General features: G+C 61.9%; 16 protein-coding genes and 4 pseudogenes. 8 read left to right on the top strand and 12 right to left on the bottom strand.

The window, feature by feature from the left end; translation table 11 throughout:
• Nucleotides 1-8: 8 nt before the first annotated feature.
• The 3 genes from IVA81_RS10955 to IVA81_RS10945 form a co-directional block, all read right to left on the bottom strand.
• Entirely contained in the window at nucleotides 9-3128 is a 3120-nt protein-coding gene (locus IVA81_RS10955; protein WP_247316093.1) for an efflux RND transporter permease subunit, read from the bottom strand.
• Between the two features lie 8 nt (nucleotides 3129-3136).
• Entirely contained in the window at nucleotides 3137-4783 is a 1647-nt protein-coding gene (locus IVA81_RS10950; protein ID WP_247316077.1) for an efflux RND transporter periplasmic adaptor subunit, read from the bottom strand.
• Between the two features lie 99 nt (nucleotides 4784-4882).
• Entirely contained in the window at nucleotides 4883-5266 is a 384-nt protein-coding gene (locus tag IVA81_RS10945) for a hypothetical protein (RefSeq protein WP_247316075.1), read from the bottom strand.
• Nucleotides 5267-5571: 305 nt separating this feature from the next.
• On the opposite strand from IVA81_RS10945, the pseudogene IVA81_RS10940 reads away from it, so the two are divergent.
• Nucleotides 5572-5682, top strand: a pseudogene (locus tag IVA81_RS10940) (DNA ligase); the annotation flags it as partial.
• Between the two features lie 84 nt (nucleotides 5683-5766).
• Here the strand turns inward: IVA81_RS10940 and IVA81_RS10935 are convergent.
• The 3 genes and pseudogenes from IVA81_RS10935 to IVA81_RS10925 all read right to left on the bottom strand — a co-directional run bounded on the left by IVA81_RS10935 (nucleotide 5767) and on the right by IVA81_RS10925 (nucleotide 8289).
• Nucleotides 5767-6162, bottom strand: coding sequence for a hypothetical protein (locus IVA81_RS10935; RefSeq protein ID WP_247316137.1), 396 nt, complete (start codon nucleotides 6160-6162; stop codon nucleotides 5767-5769).
• Nucleotides 6163-6683: 521 nt separating this feature from the next.
• A pseudogene (locus IVA81_RS10930) lies at nucleotides 6684-6779 on the bottom strand (efflux RND transporter permease subunit); the annotation flags it as partial.
• Nucleotides 6780-7338: 559 nt separating this feature from the next.
• Entirely contained in the window at nucleotides 7339-8289 is a 951-nt protein-coding gene (locus IVA81_RS10925) for a LysR family transcriptional regulator (protein WP_247316073.1), read from the bottom strand.
• Between the two features lie 110 nt (nucleotides 8290-8399).
• Between IVA81_RS10925 and IVA81_RS10920 the strand changes: the two genes are divergently transcribed.
• Nucleotides 8400-9134, top strand: coding sequence for an SDR family oxidoreductase (locus IVA81_RS10920; protein ID WP_247316071.1), 735 nt, complete (start codon nucleotides 8400-8402; stop codon nucleotides 9132-9134).
• A 29-nt stretch (nucleotides 9135-9163) separates the two neighbouring features.
• Nucleotides 9164-9856 carry a hypothetical protein gene (locus IVA81_RS40655; RefSeq protein WP_346659387.1) on the top strand — a complete coding sequence of 231 codons (693 nt, stop codon included), beginning with the start codon at nucleotides 9164-9166 and terminating at the stop codon, nucleotides 9854-9856.
• 467 nt (nucleotides 9857-10323) lie between these two features.
• Here the strand turns inward: IVA81_RS40655 and IVA81_RS10910 are convergent, their stop codons facing one another.
• Nucleotides 10324-10701 carry a response regulator gene (locus IVA81_RS10910; protein ID WP_247316069.1) on the bottom strand — a complete coding sequence of 126 codons (378 nt, stop codon included), beginning with the start codon at nucleotides 10699-10701 and terminating at the stop codon, nucleotides 10324-10326.
• Nucleotides 10702-10780: 79 nt separating this feature from the next.
• Nucleotides 10781-11142: pseudogene (locus IVA81_RS10905) on the bottom strand (PRC-barrel domain-containing protein).
• A 155-nt stretch (nucleotides 11143-11297) separates the two neighbouring features.
• Here IVA81_RS10905 and IVA81_RS10900 point away from each other — a divergent pair.
• Nucleotides 11298-11489, top strand: coding sequence for a hypothetical protein (locus IVA81_RS10900; protein ID WP_247316067.1), 192 nt, complete (start codon nucleotides 11298-11300; stop codon nucleotides 11487-11489).
• A 241-nt stretch (nucleotides 11490-11730) separates the two neighbouring features.
• Here IVA81_RS10900 and IVA81_RS10895 read toward each other — a convergent pair whose 3' ends face one another.
• The 4 genes and pseudogenes from IVA81_RS10895 to IVA81_RS10880 all read right to left on the bottom strand — a co-directional run bounded on the left by IVA81_RS10895 (nucleotide 11731) and on the right by IVA81_RS10880 (nucleotide 15116).
• Nucleotides 11731-12372: a sensor histidine kinase gene (locus IVA81_RS10895; RefSeq protein WP_247316065.1), complete on the bottom strand. Its 642-nt coding sequence runs from the start codon at nucleotides 12370-12372 to the stop codon at nucleotides 11731-11733.
• 23 nt (nucleotides 12373-12395) lie between these two features.
• Nucleotides 12396-12695, bottom strand: a complete 300-nt coding sequence (locus tag IVA81_RS10890) for a hypothetical protein (protein ID WP_247316063.1) — start codon at nucleotides 12693-12695, stop codon at nucleotides 12396-12398.
• A 537-nt stretch (nucleotides 12696-13232) separates the two neighbouring features.
• A complete protein-coding gene (locus tag IVA81_RS10885; RefSeq protein WP_247316061.1) occupies nucleotides 13233-13565 on the bottom strand; it encodes a hypothetical protein in 333 nt (110 codons plus the stop codon).
• A gap of 104 nt (nucleotides 13566-13669) precedes the next feature.
• A pseudogene (locus tag IVA81_RS10880) lies at nucleotides 13670-15116 on the bottom strand (IS1182 family transposase).
• Nucleotides 15117-15763: 647 nt separating this feature from the next.
• On the opposite strand from IVA81_RS10880, the gene IVA81_RS10875 reads away from it, so the two are divergent.
• The 4 genes from IVA81_RS10875 to tnpB all read left to right on the top strand — a co-directional run bounded on the left by IVA81_RS10875 (nucleotide 15764) and on the right by tnpB (nucleotide 19642).
• Nucleotides 15764-16201: a hypothetical protein gene (locus tag IVA81_RS10875; protein ID WP_247316059.1), complete on the top strand. Its 438-nt coding sequence runs from the start codon at nucleotides 15764-15766 to the stop codon at nucleotides 16199-16201.
• A 262-nt stretch (nucleotides 16202-16463) separates the two neighbouring features.
• Complete coding sequence (locus tag IVA81_RS10870; protein ID WP_247316135.1) at nucleotides 16464-17819, top strand: OpgC domain-containing protein; 1356 nt, start codon at nucleotides 16464-16466, stop codon at nucleotides 17817-17819.
• Between the two features lie 1041 nt (nucleotides 17820-18860).
• A complete protein-coding gene (locus tag IVA81_RS10865) occupies nucleotides 18861-19289 on the top strand; it encodes a transposase (protein ID WP_247316058.1) in 429 nt (142 codons plus the stop codon).
• A complete protein-coding gene (tnpB, locus tag IVA81_RS10860) occupies nucleotides 19286-19642 on the top strand; it encodes an IS66 family insertion sequence element accessory protein TnpB (RefSeq protein ID WP_247316056.1) in 357 nt (118 codons plus the stop codon). The genes IVA81_RS10865 and tnpB overlap by 4 nt, the downstream gene beginning before the upstream one ends.
• Nucleotides 19643-19671 lie beyond the last annotated feature (29 nt).

Below are 19671 nucleotides of genomic sequence, written 5' to 3'. Positions count from 1 at the left end.
ATGCGGAATCAATAGGCTTCCGCGGGTGTTAGAGTTGCGGCGTGCTCGGACAGAAGCCGGTCCAGCGGTTTCTTGCCCAGCATCAGAAACAGGATGGGGGTCACGAGGGCATCGAGGATCGTGGTGCTCAGCAGACCACCGAAGATCGTAACGGCGACGGGATGCAGGATTTCACGGCCCGGTTCGTCCGCACCGATCAGAAGCGGGGTCAGCGCGAGTCCGGCGCAAAGTGCCGTCATCAAAACGGGGCTGAGGCGCTCCATGCTGCCCCGCACGATCAGGCCAATCCCGAAGCGCTCACCTTTGTGGATGGCAAGATTGATGTAATGGGAAATCTTCAGGATGCCGTTGCGCGCGGAGATGCCCGCAAGCGTGATGAAGCCGATCATCGATGCAACCGACAACGGTTGACCCGCGATCATCAGACCAGCCACGCTGCCGATCAGCGCCAGCGGGATGCCGCCCATGATGATGAGCGCCAGGGCAATCGATCGGTACCGGCTGTAGAGAACGATGAAGATCATCGCGAACGATGCAAGCGACAGGATTCCGATGCGCCAGGAGGCCTCTTGCTGCGCCTGGAATGCGCCCTCGAGGCTGGTGGTGTAGCCCTGCGGGAAATCCAGTTGCGGGACCGCTCTTTGGGTGTCGGCGGCGATGTCGGCGACGTCGCGGCGGCCGTCACCATTGCCGTAAACCACGATTCTGCGCTGAGTGCCCTCACGTTGGATCTGGTTTGGGCCATCCGTCTCGACAATCTCCGCCAGAGCGCTCAGCGGGACGAATTCAAGGCCGGTGGCTATCAGAAGGTTCTGCAGTCCCGTGGTCGAGCGATCCTGCTCGGAAAGGCGCATCACCACGTCAAAGCGGCGATTGCCGTCCACGATCTGGGACACCTTTCGGCCGTTGGACAGCGTGTCGAGCGCCTGCGTGATGGCGGCCGGCGTCAGGCCATGAAGAGCGGCGCGGGCATGATCGACCTGGACCCGCACCTGGGGAATGAGGACCTGCTTCTCGACCTGAAGATCGACCAGGCCCGGAATTGTCGAGAGGCGCTGGCGCGACGCTTCGGCCAGTCGCCGCAACGTCTCGATATCCTGGCCGTAGATTTTCAGCACGATCTGGGCGCGGATACCCGACTGCAGATGATCGAGGCGGTGACTGATGGGCTGCCCGATGGCAACAGACGCCGGCAGTCCCGAAAGCGCTTCTCGGATGTCCGCGTAGATGTCCGCCTTGTCGCGCTTCGACCGGATGAGATCGACATCGATTTCGCTGTAGTGGACGCCCTCGGCGTGCTCATCAAGCTCCGCGCGACCGGTGCGGCGCCCGACTGATTTGACTTCCGGAACCTTGGCAAGCAATTGCTCGGCCAGCAATCCGAGCCGATGCGATTCCGCGAGCGAAATGCCGGGATTGTACTGGAGCGACAGAACAAGCGTCCCTTCATTGAAGGGCGGCAGAAAACTGCGTGGCATGAGGCTCGCTGCGTAGAAGGCCACCACGACCGCAGCCGCGACTGAACCGAGCACAAGACCTCGTCGTTCGAATGCCCAGCCAAGCAGACGTCGGTACGCCTGCTTCAACCCTCGCACGACCGCGCTTTCGCGGTCGCCCGAATGAGCACGCCCGGAAAGCAGATAATAGGACAAGACGGGAGTCACCGTTACCGAGGTCAACAGCGAAGCCAGTATCGACACCACATAGGCAATGCCGAGCGGCGTGAACAACCGCCCTTCGATTCCTGGTAGCGCGAACAGCGGCACGAAGACCAGGACGATGATCATCGTCGCATAGACGATCCCGGAGCGGACTTCCTGGCTCGCCTGGGCGATCACTTCGAGAACAGGCCGCGGCGCGGTTGAAGCGGCATTCTCCCGCAGGCGCCGCAGGATGTTCTCGACATCCACCACGGCATCGTCGACCAGCTCGCCGATGGCGATGGCGAGGCCGCCGAGGGTCATGGTGTTGATCGTGAGGCCGAACGCCCGGAACACCAGCGCGGTGACGAGGATCGATAGCGGAATGGCTGTGAGCGAAACGAACGCGGCCCGTGCATTCATCAGAAAAATGATGAGAACCACGGCGACAACGATGGCCGCCTCGACCAGAACCCGCTGGACATTGTGGATGGAGGTCTCGATGAACGTGGCTTGACGGAATTGAACGTTGGTGACGCTGATCCCTGACCGCATGGTCCGTTGCAAGTCCCCGAGCGTCGTCTCGATATTCCGGGTCAAGGCGACCGTATCCGCCGCCGGCTGCTTCATAACGCTGACAATCACCGCCGGTTTCCCGTTGTATCCGGCGTCGCCGCGTTTGGTGCGCGCCGCAAAATCCACCTGTGCGACCTGCTTCAACAGGATTGGCTGTTCATCCCGTGTGGTGACGACGGTGTTGCTGAGGTCTTCGATCTGCTTGGTGAGGCCGACATTGCGGATCAAATATTCGCGGCCATGCTGGTCCACGAACCCGCCACCGCTGTTGGTGCCGAACCTGGCCACCGCCTGCTCGATCTGGTCATGGGTGATGCCGAGGGCCTGCATGGTCGCGATGTTCGGCGTTACCCGGTATTGCCGGACCTCTCCACCGATCGGAATCACCTGGGCCACTCCGGGAATGGCAAGCAACTGCGGGCGGACAACGAAGTCCGCGATCTCGCGAACTTCCATGGGGGAGGCTCTGCCGTAGCTGGTAAGAGCGATCAGCATGATTTCGCCCATGATGGACGTCACCGGCCCCATCTGCGGATTGACGACGGACGGCAGTTGCTCGCGGATCAGCGCCAGCCGTTCAGAAACGAACTGCCGGGCGCGGTAGACGTCTACACCCCAGTCGAACTCGACATAGACGATTGAGAGCCCAACGCCCGAGACCGAGCGGACACGGATGACACCGGGCATGCCGTTCATCGACGTCTCGATCGGGAACGTCACAAGCTGTTCAACCTCCTGTGGGGCGAGTCCTTCGGCCTCGGTCAGGATGTTGACGGACGGACGGTTGATGTCGGGCAAGACGTCAACGGAAATACTGGGTAGGACGAACAGGCCATAGCCAATAAGCACGGCAGCGGCCGCCAGCACGAACAGGCGATTTCGCAAGCTTGCCGTGACGATGAGCTTGAACATGCGCGCTCCTACCGGATCTGGTTGATTAGATCGGTGCCGCGGACGACAACCCGCTCGCCGCCGTCGAGGCCGGCCGCGATGATCACGCGCGTCGCGTCCACCGGCAGGACCCGAACCGGTTTCGGCTCGAAGCGCTCGGCCGCTGTGTGCAGCCAGACGATGTTCTCGCCGTTGCTGCTTCGCACGACGGCGTCGCGCGGAAAGATCAGGCCGGAGACGGGCGCGCCGCTCTGAAGCATCACGTTGAGCGGTTGGCCGATGTTGAGGCCAGTCGGCGGCTCCGATATGGCGAACTGAACGACGGACGCATGCTGCCGCAATGCGCGGCTCGTTCCGACATAGGACAGCGCAATACTGTCGCCGGTATGCGTGATCGCCGTCGCCGCTTCAGGGGCCTTCAGCCCGATGTTCTCATAGGCCAGTGCTTCAACCCAAAGGCTCATGGGATCGGCGATCTGGAACAGAACGTCTTGTGGCTGAATGACCTGCCCTGGCACGACCTTGGCCGCGGTGATGATGCCATCGGTGGATGCGCGCAACTCCTCAAAGCCGGTGCGGGAATTTCGAACGGTATCGCGGCGCGCCCGCAAGCCTTCCAGTTCGCTTTCGAGGTCGTTGACCTGGCCCTGCGGCACGGCGCCGCGCTCCGCCAATGGGCGCAAGCGCCGGAGCTTGTTCTCGGTGACCGCCATCAACTGCTCGATCTCGCCGACCTTCTCGAGGATCGTCGTGCGGTCGGCGACCGGCAAATGCGGCTCGATCTGGATGAGTACGTCGCCCTTGGCGACCGTTTGTCCGATGCGCGGTATGGCGCCGCCATTGGGAATGACGCGGCCGCCGTAGATGCTTTGCACGATACTGCTACGGTTTGGATCGGCGATGACGCGGCCGATCAGGTTGACGGCAGGGCGGATCGTCTGCGGTTCGGCGACGGCGGTGCGGACATCAAGCAAACGCTGGGTCGGTTTGGCGGCAAAGGCGGAGCCGTCCTGCAGACGTCTCGGCGCATCGCTCAGCGCCGGCGGTTCCGGTGGACCAGCGGAGTTCGCTCCGGTCTGGCTTTCGCCAAACGACGTTGCGGCGAGCACAACGAATATCGCCGACACCACTGCCGAGAATGTCGCCGCAATTCTGCGGCCCGACCTTATCGAATAACCAAACAGCAGGCCGAAGCCGGCAGCAGCGACGGCAAATGCCACCACGCGACGACTGAAGGAAAGCGGGCCATACTCATGCTTCTGAAGCGGGCTGGCCGTCTGCGGGACGGTGAGGGAGTCCACTAGGAGATCGTCGCCCTTTTGGGCGGACACCGCGAAGATAACTTCGACCGATCCAGTCGGCTTTCGATCCGCGATGGCAACTGTGTAGAGCCCGTTTCCGGCCTTCGTGGCCTCGATGGCGGCCGATTCGCCAATCGTCACCTGCAAGATCGCATCCGTAACCGGTTCGTTGGTGATGGCATCGTCAAGGTAGATCGAAAGCTGCCCGCCCTTCACAATACCGACGATTTCATAAAGCTCGGATCGCGCAGCGACCCTCGGATATGCGGATGACACCACGGGCGATTTGTCAGCCTCTCCGTGGTCGTGTCCCTCATGCGCACCAGTACCGGCGGCGCCAAGGATCAGGCTCGCCAGGCATACAAGGCCCGCCATGCCAAGCCGCGCGAGCCGCCCTTTCGGGCAGCACTGTATCGTAAACATCGAAAATCCCTTCAGACATGCGAAACGGCGGCGGCCGTAAGGCCGCCCGAATTACGCGATGCTGAGGGTACTTGGTGGTCGGATCAGACCGTCGGGCCTGACACCATCGATGGCCCGCACGACCGGCAGTTCGACAGGACCAGGCAAGTCGAAGGGGCTTGCCAGAACAGACAATTCGGGCGACGCGATGGAGGTGCCAAATATGCTCCAGGTCAGGCTCGGACCACCATCATCGTCGAGGTCCGGCCCATCGTGAACATGGCCTTCGGAACTGTCGCCGTCGTGCGAATGGACATGACCGGCCAACTGGTCATGGAAATGCACGGAACCGCTCAAGGTGACCGAAGGCTCGGGCATTGCGCCCACGGCAGCTTTCGCCTGGGAAATCGCAATCAGGGCGCCTTGAAACACAAACGCCGATATCGCCATGAACATGGTTGTTCTGGCGACCTGGCGAAGGCGCTGTAGAAGGCCATGCTGCACAGCAAACAATTAGGCGATTTTAACTGGAATAGCAACGCGTCCGTGTTGTATCGCGTTGATCAGCCTTCTGCGATTGGATCGCATCCCGGGCGGCTGCCCGTCACGGCAGTGGCGTGAGCGTCAGCAAATCGAAGCGCGTCACGCGTCTGCCTTGGTATCCGACGCCGCCGGGCTCTGCGCACGCGTTGCCCGTTACTTCGAATAACGGGGTGCTGTCATAGGCGACTGCAAAGCGCTGGCCTGCGGCTTCGAGCGCCAGGCGTGTGCCGGTCGAGCCCAAGCTGCTGGCGCAAATCGAGTACCGCGCCCAGTCGGCGGAGGAGAAAGTCCGCCACCAGTTCTTCAAGGGCCTGCGGAAGGATCTGTGATGGACGCCTTCGACCGCTTCTGGCAATGGGCGGACAAGCCGCTCGACAGTCTTCTCACGATTCCGGCCGAACAGCACCGGGCCGTCATGGAGCTCGCTCCGGAGGACCGGCGGGACCGCGAAAAAGCTCAACAATGCGGCGGAGCGCGAAGAATGATCGCCCGCGTTCTTGGACGTCTTTCCCGTCGGAAAGCGGCTGCCTTTCCCGACTTGGAAAGGCATCGTCCTCGCGGAGCAGCGCCCCCTCCAATTCCGCAGCGAGGGTTTTGAAGTGCTCCGCCAAGCGGGTGAACAGCTCGCGCTTCTTCGGATCGGTCGCCAGGTCGCGGATCATTTCGCACTCGGCGGTCTGCACCTGAAGTTTTTCTAGATGTCCTTGGATATCTTTCATCGACGTCAGCGCGGGCGACTGCAAGCCGGGCGAAGACAGCCACTTGTCGATGCGCGAGACCCTTTCGATCTGCTCGATCTTCTGGAGCAATTTCTCCTTGGCGGGACCGGGAGGAAGGGCCTCCGCCTGGCGGGCGAGGCGCGCCTTCTCCGCGACGAGTGGTTCTTCGAATGAATGCGGTTTCGGGCGCTCGGATCTTTAAGCCCGCCCATGCTGGTTGGGTTGCGCCTCAACGGGACAACGCCACTCTGCCGGCGATCCTCGCCTCGCCTGGCGCGTCCACGCGCCCCGGGCGTCTTCCGGCTCGCGATTTCCGTTTTCGCGCTCAAGCGGGGTCCTATCCACCGTCGGACGGGCTTTGCGGGATTCGGCCGCGGTCCTGGCGGTCACCAGCGAGCGCCTCGCGATGGTCCAGCCCGCTGCGGCTCGACCAAAAGTACAACAACAGCAATGGCTCTTCGCTTGCGCTCCGGATCTGCTCCGGCCCCGCGGGCCAGCTGCTGAGCGGTCGTGGACGATGGCCTGGCGCGAGTCGCTGCGGCGATTTGATCGATCTCGGAATAGCTAACCGCGCATAGCGAGCCGGGAGGAGCGCAGAAGGGTGGCCCTGAGAGGCCTCCGATCACGACGGTCGCAAGCGGCTTCTGGACCTCGGCGCCGGTGCCGGTCGCCAGCGCCATCGGGACAAACCCGCGCGAAGCGACGACCCCACGATCCACCGCGATTCGCACCGGTAAGGCCGCCGAGACCGGCGGCCGCGTCCCCGCCGGAAGCGCTCGTCGCCGAGTTGGAACAACAAGGCATGATTTGGCTCGGAGTCAGACCAGAGCCGTCATGACGACCTAAACCCGGCGGAAGCGCCCGGCCCTTGCCGCCGCCGCGCACCACCCCGCCCTCGACGCTCCTCGCCGGCGAGGCATCACGAAGGGCAACTCAGCTGAGATCAAGTGCCGCGCCTGTAACGGCACCGGGCGCCAGCCGCCGCGCGAGATCGCGCCCGGCCGCAGGATCTTTCCGGGCCGCTGCGCGAAGTGCGGCGGCAAAGGACGCTTACCCAAGGCGGAGTGAACTTCTTCCGGCCGCTGCTACTCCTGTGCGCGGCGCAGAGCGGCGTCCAGCTTCTCCTTATGCCTTTCCCGAGCGTCTGCGGCTTGCGCGAACGCGTCTCTACGGCGGCGCGCGCGCTCGGCTTCGATGTCGCCGGCCCTGGCGTGATGCTGCCGTTCGCCTCGTCGAGGTTGGCTTGAGAACGACCCACGTGGCGAGCTACGACGGATCGGCAAACTGCATCACCGCAGCGTCCCACGGCGTCGGCGATGCGAAGACATCTGCGAGATGGGCAATGAAGACCTTCACATTGGGGCTGCCCCGCCGGCTCTCTGGCCAGAGGGCCATGATGCTGGAGCGCGGCCGCAAAAACTCGCTCAGAAGCGGAACTAGCTCCCCTCGTCTCACATAGGGCGCGGCAACAAAGCTGGGCGTGATGCCGATGCCGCCTCCCGCAGCGATTACGGCGGCTACGGCATCGCTATTATCGGTGACAATGCCGGCGTCCGGGATGAATTCCAGCGGACGCTCACCCCTCATGAAGGGCCAGCGGAACGCCTGACCTGAACTCTGGAATCGGAAGTTCACGCACTCATGTTTCGTGAGATCCTCGGGACGCTGCGGCGCGCCACGCCGCGCCAGATAACCGGGCGCGGCAAAGGCACAAATACTGTGCGGCGCTAGTTGTCGGGAAATCAGCCGGGAATCTTTGAGGTCTCCGACGCGGATCGCCACGTCGACGCCCTCGCCGATCAGATCGACGAACTGGTCGCCGAGGCGCAGGTCAACGGAAAGCTTGGGATAGCGCTCGCGAAAGCGTGGCAGGGCGGGTGCAACGATGTGAACGCCGATCGGCAGAGGAACGGTCACCTTCAACATGCCGGCCGGCTCCGACCGCGCTGCGACCGCGGCCTGCTCGATCGCCTCCGCCTCCTGAATCAGCCGCAACGCGCGCTGATGCAGATCGCGCCCTTCCGGGGTCAGCGTCAGCGAGCGGGTCGTGCGGCTAAAGAGCTTCAGACCAAGGTGCACCTCCAGCCGCTGCACGCTTTTGCTCACGGCGGAGGGAGAGACGCCGACCGCCCGGGCGGCAGCGGTATAGCTGCCGAGCGATGCGGCGCGAGCGAAGGCAATGAGTCCGGTGAGGCGGTCGAGGCTGATTTGTGCCATGATGGAATGATAAAAGCGAAGATGAGCCGGATTATCAACCCAAAATCCGTGAAGTAGGGTCCTTTTCAGCTGCACCGCAGAGGGCGTCGCCTCAGGAAGGACCGACAGCCATGACCAGCTTTGCTTCGAATTCGCTCAAGGACCGCAGCGTCGTCGTCTTCGGCGGCACCTCCGGCATCGGCCTCTCGGCCGCCCAACAGGCCAAGGCGGCCGGCGCCCGCGTGATCGTCGTCGGCTTCGACCCTACCGGCGCTGAGCGTGTCGCCGCCGAGAACGCATTTGCCGGCTGGCGCTCTGCCGACGTGACCAAGCCAGAGACCATCAGCACGGCGCTTTCCGACATCCCCCATGTCGATCATCTCGTGCTGCTCGCCGGAACCTTCGTCGCCGGGAAAGTGCTGGAGGCGGATGTCGGCCATCTGCGCCGCGCCTTCGACGAGCGCGTATGGGGGGCGGTCCACACGCTGCGCACGTTGGGCGACCGTCTCGCCGCCGACGGCTCCGTCACCTTCATCTCGGGCGTACTTGCCGATCGTCCGAATGCCTACGGCACGGCCGTGCTCGCCTCCGCCTCCGCTGCGATGGAAGCGCTGGCCCGAGGTCTGGTGCTGGAATTGGCGCCGCGCCGCGTCAATACCCTGTCTCCCGGCACCACCGATACGCCGCTGCTCGCGCGCACGCTCGGCGAGGGACGCGATGCCTACGTTGCGACGCTGAAGGAAAAGCTGCCGCTGCATCGGCTCGGCACCTCCGAAGAAGTCGGCGCCGCCGTGGTGTTCCTGATGAGCAACGGCTTCATGAACGGCGAAACCCTCCACATCGATGGCGGCTCCCGCCTCGTCTGATCAGCCCTCTCGCGGACAGGAAGGGCGTCATGCCAAGTCTCTTCGATCCTATTCAGCTCGGCGCAATCAGAGCGCCCAACCGCATCCTGATGGCGCCAATGACCCGCGCCCGCGGCACGCGCGAGCACGTGCCGATGCCGATCATGGTCGACTATTACGCACAGCGGGCCTCTGCCGGACTCATCATCAGCGAGGCGATCGGCGTCTCGCGGCAAGGCCTCGGTTGGCCCTATGCCACAGGACTCTGGACAGCGGAGCAGGTTGCCGGCTGGCGAAGCGTGACCGATGCGGTCCACGCGGCTGGCGGGCGAATCATCGCGCAACTTTGGCACATGGGACGGGTTGTACACCCCAGCTTCCCCGACGGCGCACAGCCTGTCTCGGCTTCGGTGACCACCGCGCCCGGCCATGCGCACACCTACGCCGGCAGGCAGCCCTACACGGCGGCGCGGTGCCTTAGTGCGCATTCTGTCGGATTACGGACCGCTGCCGTGAACGCGCTCGACGCTGGCTTCGACGGCGTGCAGATCCATGCATCGAACGGTTACCTTATCGACCAATTCCTGCGCGACAGTTCGAACTTCCGCAACGATGCCTATGGCGGCTCGATCGCCAATCGCATCCGGTTGCTCGTCGAAGTGACGAAGGCCGTGGCCGATGCCGTCGGCGCGCCGATCGCACCGGCGTGCGCCTCTCGCCCAACGGCAAAACGCAAGGAGTGAGGGACAGCGACCCGCTCCCGCTGTTCATCGCGGCAGCCCCAGATCCGGTATCGGCATCGCGCATCTGGAACTTCGCGAGCCACCGCTCACCGGAACCTTCGGTGTTGGCTATCTCGCTCCCTCGCCAGGCAAATCCGTCCAGCCTACAAAGGGCCGCTGATCCTCAATTCGGACTTCGATGCCGCCCGCGCCCAAGCGGAGATCGACGCCGGTATCGGCGATGCCGTCAGCTTTGGCCGGCCATTCATCTCCAACCCCGACTTTCCGCGCCGCCGAAGGCCTGCCCTTCATGGCAGACGACCAAGCGACGTGGTTTGCGCAAGGACCAGAAGGGTATGTCGATTACCCGGCCATTGCGGGACCGCCAAGCACCGGAAGGACCTTGTTGTGAAAGGCCCACGGCGGCCGGCGGCCGAATGTCGCGAGGATGCCGGCGGGACGGTTCGTTCCTTAGTTTGGCATAACGGCTAGGCTCCGGTATCAAGTAGCTGCGAGACGGCGGCAGCCAATTGCGCAGGCGCAAAGGGCTTCTCGATCAGGACGCTGTCCGCGACGCCTTGCGATTCCCAGTCTGGCGCGCTGGCGCTCGTCATGTAGACCACGGGAAAGCCAGGCGTGATTTCCCTGATCTGCCGCGCCAGCTCCCATCCGCTGATGCCGCTACCTAGGTTGACGTCCGTCAGCAGCGCTCGACATCCCTCGCGGCCCTCGCGAAAGGTGGACAGGGCCGCCTCCCCCGAATGGACCGAGCAGGCCTCGAAGCCGCCGTCCGATAAGGCGTCCTCGATGAAGCTGCAGATCAGAGCTTCATCCTCCACGACCAGAACACGAACGGCATTACTCACTTTTCAAGTCTCCTCGACGACCGAAGGCGGTCGTCTCGCATGACGGCGGGTGCGTTGGCCCACGAGTGCCGTGCCCGCCTCAAGCCACCGGCACACCGTAGTAGGCGTTCACGGAACGCGCGGTCGCGGGGTCGCTCCAATTCCAACTGCTCTCGTTGGCGTATTTGGGGGCGCCGCGAAGCTGGTCCTGCGTGATGCCGGTGACGTAGCCGCCGAGGTTGGTGTCGTACTTCAGCGCCTGCCAGGGCAGCGGATAGTGATCGTCGCCGATGCCGAGCAGGCCGCCGAAACTGAGCACCGCGTACGATACCTTGCCGCCGACCTTGTCGATCATGACGCGCTCGATGTATCCGACCTTTTCCCCGCCGGCCCGTACACGTTCGTGCCCTCGACCTTGTCGCTTCCGATGAGGCTGAACGTCTCGCGATCTTCCATGGCCATGTTGACCTCCTGGATGTTGTCTTCTGGAATCAACGGGACCACGATGGCTCCGTTCCTGGCACGCGCTGCTGCGAAGTTTGTTCTCCCCGCCGGGCCCGGCCTGGGCGACGCGGCCTCAATGCGAGTTGCGAGAAGTCGGCGAGCGGAGTTCGAGGATGGAACTGACTGATCTGGAGCGCGATTTTCTGAGGAGGCTCCTCGGCGAATCCTGGGTCAGTCCGCCGATGTTCGACCATGAGATCGTTGCGCGACTCGTGGAGCTGGGTCTCGTGGAAACCGACCCGCTTCCATCCGGAGATATCGAATACCGCATCACTGGCGCGGGACGGGCGGCGGCTACCGCGTAAACACAAATCGACCAGGCCCGCGGGATCGTGTGGAGTGCTGAGGCCGGCGTTCAAAGCAGCGGGGGACCCGGCCGAGGTCGGACGGACGGCAGCATTCCATCAAGGCAACCTGGTTCTAGGCACAGTCTCCCGGATAGACCGCTGCGGCTCGGGTGCTGCCGAAGATGAAGCCAGGAGTAGGGCCGGGCAGTTGAGCTAAAGGCATTCCTCCGGCATCCGTCGCAGTGGCACTCCTTCCGCATTAGCCGGGCGATAAAGGTTTTCGGGGAGCCCGCAGCACGACGCGCACGCCGGGATCGAGCCGCTCGAACAGCAACGTGCCCTCAAGCTGCTGCGCGAGCAACGAAAGGATGCGAGAGCCGAGACCCTCGGGCTGCCCACTCGCCGTCGCGCCAATTCCGTTGTCGCGAACGGACAGTTCGATTACCTCGCATGACTTCAACTCGACGACGACCTGACCTGATCTTCCGTCAGGAAACGCATATTTGAGCGCATTCGTGACCAACTCGTTCGTGATGATGCCGATCGCAAGAGCCTCTCGATTTGATAGGAAGCAGTCATCGCAAATCACCTGAAACGCGACGGGGCCATCCGCCGATAGCGACTGAAACACCTTTTCGACGATCTCGGACAGGAACCGTCGCATGTCGACCAACCGCGACCCCTCCTTGGGGGATAGGTGGTCGTAGACCTCGGCCATGACCTGGATCCGTCGAGCCGTGCTTTCCATGGCCTCCGCACAAGCCGGCTCGCCACTCCTCGCCTGAAGGCGAACCATCGCACTCAGGATTGCCAGATTGTTCTTGGTGCGATGGGCCATCTCCTCCAGCAGCAGCGTCTTGGCCTGCTCCGCCTGCAGCACGCGCTTCGTTTCGCCGCGCATGACCTCCGCCACGACAGCAACGCCTACTGCAGTGATGGAGAACAATGCGCACGGCAACAGAAACCCATTCCATAGCGACCGGCGTAGCTCAGGTAGAGCGTGACGCCCATCGCGATGGCGGCAGCCAAAAGACCCGAACCACGATCCAACAGGAGGCCCGACAGGAAGACACCTGGAAGCAGCAGGAAGAATCCCGTGAAGCCTGCCTGCGCTTGCAGACCGGCCTGCAGCGCCGCGCAGACCAGCATGATGGAGCCGGCAATCAGATACCGGATCGGCGTTGGCAATCGATGATCGAACAGGAACGGGTAGAGTTTCTCCATGGCCTACCAATGGACCGGTTGGGACGGACGTTCCCGACGCGCGGAGCGGGACGAAGGCATCCTCAAGGTCGGCGGAACGATAACCCGGGTAAGCAATTGCATCGGGAGAGACCGTCGCCCGCCGTCAGTTACGGCGCCTGTCGCGGATAGCCAAAGGTTTCACGACCCGCTATTCAGAACTAGCGCTCGCGAGGATAGCCAAAGGCGGCGGCTTCTCTCTAAACGCGGGTTTTCAGGTCATCCGCGATGAGGGCGGTGCGCGCGCAGCGGCATCGCGGCGACTTCGACTGTATCGTAGAAATTTGGTTTCCAGCTTCGAAAAGATATCGGTGTTGCACACTCCGCAGACGAGGTCATCCAAGAGCCAAGTCTTGTCGTCTCCACCTAGCCCGGCCGAGACCACGTGCTCGGCAGTGAATGGACCCGGACTTCCGCAATAGATGCAGCCATCGTTGTGCCGATCGGGCATGATCTCTCTTCCCAATAGTCCGGAGCGGCGAGTTTGCGCTGCTTAAGCCTGCTGATGGTCGAATCTGATTACCGGCCGTAAGCGAAGTGCGGTGTCCAGCTTCGCTCCAATTCAGCTTCCTCATCCCCCTCATCGAGAGGGTCTTCGGGCAACGCCTCGCTGCTCAAAACGGTCAAGGTATAGCCGTATTTGCCAAGGCCGATGATTTCTTCGTCAAGCGCAATCCGACTGGGCGCGCCGAACCATGTAGCCAAGTCGGTCTCGCCAACCGCGCGTTCAGCACGAAAGACATTCGCCGCATCGGCGTTGAACCTCTGCGTCGCTCCGGTGGGTAAAGGAGCGCCCTTTTCGCAAGAACGCCAGCTTGCCCAGATTCTTGAAAGACTCCGAACTAAAGGCATACGCGATCTCGTTACCCTTGCTGACGATAATCGCCATAGGATACGTAACCGGCCGAGGTGGTTATTGCGACGCGCCGCGTCGGTTTTGGACGCACTTCCCGCCTTCAGGTGGCTCGGATAGCTGCAATCAGGTTCGGTTTGCCGACGATGTTCATCACCCGAGTGAGGTTATAGGCCAGGACGTGCAAAGCCATCTCGGCGGCTACATTCCGTAGGCGCTTCATCAGGAAGTGTGTCGCGCCCACGGGCTTTGATCGTGCCGAAGGGATGCTCGACCGTCTCGCGCAGCGTCCGCATGGCGTCGGGATTGGAATCGAGCCGTCTCTGGACCTCCTCGATCACATGCTCATGCCCCCAGCGCGTCATGCGGCGCTCTTTTGACGGCGTGCATTGGCTCTTGATCGCGCAGCCTTGGCACGCTGCTGTCGACCAGTAACGGCGCAGCGTCATTCCGTGCTCGATATTGGGGTAGTGATAGGGCAGCAGCTGGCCGGATGGGCAGCGGTAGACGTCCTCATCGGGCAGGTAGGCGAAGTCCTGTTTGCCGAACCGGCCCTCCGCCTTGGCGTTGTTGGACGTCATGGGCTTGGACAAGGTGACTGCAACGCCAGCCTGTTCGCAGGCTAATATCTCTTCTCCATCGAAGTAGCCACGGTCGGCGACTGCTCGAGTTTGGTCCACTTCGAGCACTTCTTTGGCTTGCTTCGACATCCGAGCAAGCTGTCCACGGTCGTTGCCGACGGTTATGACCTCGTGCGTAACAATCAGATGGTGTTCGGTGTCTACCGCGACCTGGACATTGTAGCCGACGACACCCGATCCGCGTCCACTGGTGGCCATCGAACGGGCCTCCGGATCGGTGAGCGATATCTGTTGATCCGGCGTGTTGCACATCTGCGCATTAAGCACTTCCAGGCGCCTCATCTCCTGCTTCAGCCGAGCGATCTTTTCCTTGATCCTCGTCGTCTTGATGCTGATCGCTTCCGATGGCTCCTGCCGGTCGGCGCTATAGAGTTGACGCAGATGTCGACCGACGCTTTCCTCGATCTGCGCCATCCGCCTCACCCTCTTGGCATGCGTGAAGTTGCGGTCGCGGTTGTTCACCGCCTTGAACTTGCTGCCATCGATTGCGACGCTTGGGGTCTGCAACAGGCCCATTTGCCGGCATAGGGCAACGAACTTCGCACAAACCTTCCGGACCGCCGCGCCATTGTCCTTCCGGAAGTCGGCGACTGTCTTGTGATCGGGAGCCAGGCGGCCGATCAGCCACATCACCTCGATATTGGGGCAAGCCTCACGTTCCCGGCGGCGACTGGATTGCACCCGATTGAGATAACCGTAGATGTAAAGCTTCAGGATGACTGCCGGATGATAAGAGGGCCGGCCCGTCTCCTTGGCGATCACACGCTCAAACCCCAGTCCATGCAGGTCGAGCGCCTCGACGAACGCATCGATCACATGGACCGCGTTGTCCTCGCTTACCCAATCCTCCAGGCAGTCCGGCAAGAGCGTCAGCTGGGATCTGTCCGCGCTTTCAACGAAGCGTCCCATCCGTATCCCCCAATCAGGAAACGGAGGAATGGTAGCCGACTCGTGGCTTTTCACACAGCCAGGGTCAATCGCGTCACTTTGGCCGCGTCGGAACCACGTCCGGTCTGGCCTCGGCTGCTGACGTGGTGGACGCCATCGCGATCTTCGCCCTCGGGCCAGGATAGAGACATTTCTCTCGTGCTGCGCGTCATGCGATCTGAGCCAGTCTCGCGCGCCGGTGCCCTTCGATGCCCCGGCGGTTGTGTGAAACCTCCGCGCGTTCATAAATCGTGAGTTGTGTTTGCCGTTGATCAGATCATGCTCTTGCGATCGACTAGGTCGCGTGGGGCCGAATCCGACATCTGCTGCTAGGATCTTCGCTCGGCAACGCAACGACACGCAAGGTTCGAGCCGAGCTGACGCGGCTCCAAAAGGTATCAGTCAGCCTCATCTTGGCATCTTTTCGCGACACGTCAGTGCCGCTGCTTGAACCCGCTGCCGCAGCTGCGACATCCCCGCTGTGCCACTACCTATCAAAATTTAGGGCTCAGTTTCTGGGCGGTTGCAGCGATCAGTGCCGTTCACGAAGTACCATATTTCGTTAAGTTTCTCGGGCCTTCGCGACGCCGCGATGGCCACCAATGTCTCGATCTCCGGGAGGGAGAGACATGATGAAGCGATCGCCTATTCTCTCTTTGGCGGCTGTCGCGAGCTTCGCCGGCCTATGGTTTGTTCTGGATGCCGATCTGCATTTTAGAAATGCGGCTGCCACTACAACAACAGCCATGCCACCCGAGGTCGTAGCTCCCGAGCCTTTCAGAACGGCCCACGCCGCTAACAAAAGAACGATGAGGATACTTGCACTGGATCAGGCTAAGCATCTCGCTTTCTGGACGTCCGTTTTGAAGAATAGAAAGCAGGCCTGTGGTGCTGTTGTTCGGACCAAGTATCAAGGCGGCAGCGAATCTGGGGTCGATGCTTGGCGCATTGGCTGCCGGGACGGCAACGAATATTCGATAACTATTAATCCGGACGCGCAAGGCTCCGAGGCGGAGTTTCCGGTTTCGGTTTGCAGTGGAACCGCTTTCGCCCGAAGTGCGGAATAGCCTCGTCATTGAGCGTTCAGCACCCGCGAGATCGCCGCTATATGCCAGCTGCTATCCGCTGTCCCGGCGCGTCCTCGCCAACGTGCGAGGATGATCATGACGATGACCCGATCGCGACGTGAAACGGTGGAGTTCGAGCCCATTTCGGATCACAAGCTTCGAGCGTATATTACCGGCTGGCTCGTATGAAGTGATTACCGACGAAGAATTAATGGAAGGAATGGAAGGATTATCATTTCCGTCCTTTCGGCCCGTCGCCACCGTGATGATGGTGCCTGCGCCGCCACCCCGCAGCTCTTTCGTCGAGATGGTGGCCATCAGTTCGATCGATCTGTCCAACGCTCGGGAGCCGCTGCGATCGTATCCCGTTAATGACGGGCCTGTCGACCTCGACAAGCATCGGACTGCGCTGAACATTAACATTCGCCGGACGCTGGCGGAAATCGAGCGCAATGCGAAGGTGTTGCGCAGTCTGCATCCGCCATTGGCAGGCGCGCTGCCGGAGCCGAAAGGGCCAGGCCGCGACCTACGCATCGATGCTTGCCGCGGCATCGCGCTCTGGTGCATCTTTCTGAATCATTTCCCCAACAACATCGGAAGCTGGCTGACGCTTCGGAACTACGGCTTCAGTGATAGCGCGGAAGTATTCATGTTCGTCTCCGGGGTGACCTGCGCACTGGCTTACGGCAGCGCACATTCGCGCGACGGTTGGCCCGGCGTCATCACCCGTACGCTGTGGCGAAGCTGGGATATTTATGCCGCATTTCTACTGCTCACCGTTGCTTGCGCCATCATGGTCTACCTAAGCGGCGGTGGCAGGATCGCGGACGAGAGCAACACGCGCCTTTTGCTGGAACATCCGGGTGCGGCGCTCGCGCATGCAGCGATCCTGCAATACCGTCCGGTCAATACCGACGTCTTGCCGATCTTCGTGGTTTATCATCTTTTGTTTGCACCCTTATTGTGGTTGCTGCTGCGAGCGCCGAACGTGACACTCGGCGCGTCGCTCTTGCTTTATGTGCTGGTGCACGTCTTCGGCTGGACCGTCCCGGCATGGCCAGACAGCGCGTGGTTCTTCAACCCGCTGGCTTGGCAGTTGCTGGTTGTGCTCGGCGCCTGGTGTGTCATTGCGGGCAAGGGAGTCGGACCTTGGATGACCTGTCGCATGGCACTTGTACTTGCAGTTCTCTATCTGACTTTTAGCCTGATCGTTGCGTTGAGCTGGTGGCTCACCATACTGGAAGATCTGGTCCCACAAGCGCTCGCCAATGTGGTGGTTTACCAAGTCGACAAATCGGATCTCGCCCCCTTGCGGCTGCTGCATTTTTTGGCGCTTGCGATTTTGGCGGTATGGCTCGTACCTCGCAATTGGCAAGGACTGCCGATGCCGCTGATGCGCGCAGCGATCCGCTGTGGGGAGAACTCGCTGGCAATCTATTGTCTCGGTGTTCTGCTGGCGCTCGCCAGCCAAATAGCGCTGGTCGACATCTCGAATGGTCTTGCAATGCAGATCGCGCTCAGTCTCGCAGGCATCCTGCTGATGATCGCTGGCGCAACGCTGCTGAGCTCAATCCGGATCAAACCCAGGCGGCAGCCACGATTGACTTTGAAGACTTGAGGGTTAGAGAGGGCCGAGATTTGACATGAAAAGAGGCTGCCAACGAGACAGCCCACGTCTTCTGTGGGTCATCAGCGGCCCTCAGCCGGCATCGCCGTGAAGGTCAGCTACGGGCGATCGCGGACTTATGCGTCGCAGCAAGAAAGCTCTATTCGAGCGGCTTCACTTCTGCCCGACCCCCCTTTTCATCAGTTGTATCTCGGGTCGAGTTTCTGCTCAGCCTCAAGCACTCGTTCGCGAAGCGCTTCCAGTTCGGCGAGCTGAGAAGCGAGCGATTCGAAACGGTGACGAAGAAGATCGGCAGCAGCATCAGCCCACGGGCGCGCCGGTCCCTTGGCCGATCAGAAGGGATCGGCCCATGGCAGAGCCACCGGGGAACTCTGGAGATGATGGAGAGCACTCATGGCCGGGTTCTCCGCGTGGCGACGTACGGCAGGTCTCAAGCCCGCGCACCCACCGATTTTGCCGCGAGAAAAGATGGAGCTGTAAGGCCGCGCCCCGGTTGGCGACCATCAGTTAATCTTCATCGCGCTCGTGATGATGGTATTCTCGGTGTCCTGCCGACCCCCGCCAGACGCGGCGAATCGCGTGGGTCGATCGCAGCATCGTTATGGCCGGAGGAGTTACGGCAGCGAATTCTCCGCAGGTCTTCGAAAATTCGCGCCGGTATGAGGACATGACGCCCCCCTCTTCTAGAATTCCAATTAAACACCCTACGAACTCTAAACAAATTAAATTGGGTTAATTTGTTCAATCAATAAATCTAACAAGCCCCGGGGTTCCCGCTCGAGGCCGGCTTTCGCATTTTTAGTGCTTCGCCGGGAAGTCCTTTGCCGGTCCGTTCGAGTTCGCTATTTGGCTGAGCTGAGCGAGCCGCTTTTCGAGTTCGCGCTTTTCTGCAATCACCCTCGCGGCGAGGATCTGATCAACCTCGTGTGGAGCGCCCACAACTCATCGTTCGTAAGCGCTGTTCAGCGGCCACCTACCGGATGACGGTGTGATCTGCGAGTCTGCGGTTCGGTTTCGACCGTTAGGCTTAGAATGGACACAGTGCATACTGCTATCACGGAGCCGGTGCGGCGGCTCGAGGTCTTCACCGGAGCCGGTCGTCGGCGGAAGTGGAGCGACGAGGACAAGGTGCGGATCGTCGCGGAGATCGTGGCGAGTGGCGACTCGGTGTGTTCCGTGGCTCGACGGCATGGATTGTCGCCGCAGCAGCTGTTTGGCTGGCGACGTCAGTTGCGAGAAGCAGCAGGCGGTCATTCCGAAGCTAACGAAGTACAGTTTGTGCCGGCGGTGGTGGACGCAGTGGTACCGGCGTCAAGTGCTCACCGGGAGCGCAAAACGGTGCGCAAGGCAGATAGCGGGATCATCGAGATTGAAGTGGACGGCATCACGATCCGAGCCGGTCGTGGAGCGGATACGGCGATGATTGCGTCGATTGTCCAGGCGCTGAAGGTGAGCCGGTGATCGGTCCGTCAGGTGCGGTCCGGGTGATGGTGGCGACCAAGCCGGTAGACTTCTGCAAGGGCATGGAGGGTCTTGCGACCCTGGTGCGCGAGAGCATGGGTGCAGATCCATTCTCGGGAGCTGTCTATGTGTTCCGGGCCAAGCGGGCGGACCGGATCAAGCTGGTGTTCTGGGATGGAACGGGCCTGTGCCTGTTCGCCAAGAGGCTTGAGGATGGGACCTTCCGCTGGCCGAAGATCGAGGACGGTGTGATGCGCCTGTCGGCAGCGCAATTGTCGGCGCTGCTGGAAGGACTCGACTGGCGGCTTGTGCACGAGGCACGGGGGACGCCGGCGCCAGCGCAGCCCGGGTAGTTGTTGGCAGCGCTGCGGCGAAGTGAATC

Origin of the sequence: Bradyrhizobium sp. 141 (assembly GCF_023074055.1) — a bacterium.
Lineage (GTDB): Bacteria > Pseudomonadota > Alphaproteobacteria > Rhizobiales > Xanthobacteraceae > Bradyrhizobium.
The sequence above is the reverse complement of the archived record's forward strand: the minus strand, read 5'-3'. Positions and strand labels throughout refer to the sequence as shown.

What these genes read in the sequence shown, in the direction of transcription:
- IVA81_RS10955 (WP_247316093.1), bottom strand. Translation starts at nt 3,128, where the DNA reads ATGTTCAAGCTCATCGTCACGGCAAGCTTGCGAAATCGCCTGTTCGTG.
- IVA81_RS10950 (WP_247316077.1), bottom strand. Translation starts at nt 4,783, where the DNA reads ATGGCGGGCCTTGTATGCCTGGCGAGCCTGATCCTTGGCGCCGCCGGT.
- IVA81_RS10945 (WP_247316075.1), bottom strand. Translation starts at nt 5,266, where the DNA reads ATGTTCATGGCGATATCGGCGTTTGTGTTTCAAGGCGCCCTGATTGCG.
- IVA81_RS10925 (WP_247316073.1), bottom strand. Translation starts at nt 8,289, where the DNA reads ATGGCACAAATCAGCCTCGACCGCCTCACCGGACTCATTGCCTTCGCT.
- IVA81_RS10920 (WP_247316071.1), top strand. Translation starts at nt 8,400, where the DNA reads ATGACCAGCTTTGCTTCGAATTCGCTCAAGGACCGCAGCGTCGTCGTC.
- IVA81_RS40655 (WP_346659387.1), top strand. Translation starts at nt 9,164, where the DNA reads ATGCCAAGTCTCTTCGATCCTATTCAGCTCGGCGCAATCAGAGCGCCC.
- IVA81_RS10900 (WP_247316067.1), top strand. Translation starts at nt 11,298, where the DNA reads ATGGAACTGACTGATCTGGAGCGCGATTTTCTGAGGAGGCTCCTCGGC.
- IVA81_RS10895 (WP_247316065.1), bottom strand. Translation starts at nt 12,372, where the DNA reads ATGCGCGGCGAAACGAAGCGCGTGCTGCAGGCGGAGCAGGCCAAGACG.
- IVA81_RS10890 (WP_247316063.1), bottom strand. Translation starts at nt 12,695, where the DNA reads ATGGAGAAACTCTACCCGTTCCTGTTCGATCATCGATTGCCAACGCCG.
- IVA81_RS10885 (WP_247316061.1), bottom strand. Translation starts at nt 13,565, where the DNA reads ATGCCTTTAGTTCGGAGTCTTTCAAGAATCTGGGCAAGCTGGCGTTCT.
- IVA81_RS10875 (WP_247316059.1), top strand. Translation starts at nt 15,764, where the DNA reads ATGATGAAGCGATCGCCTATTCTCTCTTTGGCGGCTGTCGCGAGCTTC.
- IVA81_RS10865 (WP_247316058.1), top strand. Translation starts at nt 18,861, where the DNA reads ATGGACACAGTGCATACTGCTATCACGGAGCCGGTGCGGCGGCTCGAG.